1 protein-coding gene is annotated in these 269 nt (G+C 54.3%); it reads left to right on the top strand.

The annotated features are described in order from the left end of the window. The coding region (locus GUI70_RS23370; protein WP_202630607.1) for a 4-hydroxythreonine-4-phosphate dehydrogenase PdxA at window positions 1–269 on the top strand (269 nt) is incomplete at both ends.

The following is a 269-nucleotide window of genomic DNA, read 5'->3' as shown; positions in this document are numbered from 1 at the left end:
TCATGGGCTGCGATTTTGCTATCCATAAAATTACCCATCCGCAGGAGGCCCGTTTCAGCTGGGGGACGTTGGATGTTCTGGAAACTGGCGACTACGATTGCGACAGTATCGAATGGGGCACGGTGCAGAAACTGGCGGGGCAAATGTCGCTGGACTATGTGATGAAGTCGATCGAGCTGGGTAAAGCGGGGCTGATCGACGTGGTCTCTACTGCACCAATTCATAAGGAAGCCATCAAGCTGGCAGGATGTAAGCTCCCGGGCCATACC

Source organism: Deinococcus alpinitundrae (assembly GCF_009982895.1).
GTDB classification, from domain to species: domain Bacteria; phylum Deinococcota; class Deinococci; order Deinococcales; family Deinococcaceae; genus Deinococcus; species Deinococcus alpinitundrae.
This window is presented reverse-complemented; position numbering and strand designations above follow the sequence as displayed.